Consider the following 270-nt stretch of genomic DNA (forward strand, 5'->3'; position numbering starts at 1 on the left):
CATGCCGTCCGAGATTGGCGCAGCCCTTGACGAGGGCGGCGACATTCTCTGCGCCGAGGTCTTCCTTCTTCACGCCACCATTCATCTTTAGCGCCCGGACGGTAGCGACGATAACCGCAGCATCAGGCTTCAGCCCGGCCTTGCGGCATTTGATATCAAAGAACTTCTCAGCACCAAGATCGGCGCCGAAGCCTGCTTCAGTGACGACATAGTCGCCAAGCTTCAGCGCCGTTTTCGTCGCCGTCACCGAGTTGCAGCCATGGGCGATAT

At 58.9% G+C, this 270-nt stretch carries 1 protein-coding gene; it reads right to left on the reverse strand.

Translation table 11 applies throughout. The features are described 5' to 3' along the window. Positions 1-270 (reverse strand): formate--tetrahydrofolate ligase (locus SB764_RS40505; protein WP_410866827.1); only part of this gene is annotated, 270 nt, incomplete at both ends.

Source organism: Paraburkholderia sp. SIMBA_027, assembly GCF_046535315.1.
In the GTDB taxonomy this organism is placed as follows: Bacteria; Pseudomonadota; Gammaproteobacteria; order Burkholderiales; family Burkholderiaceae; genus Paraburkholderia; species Paraburkholderia tropica.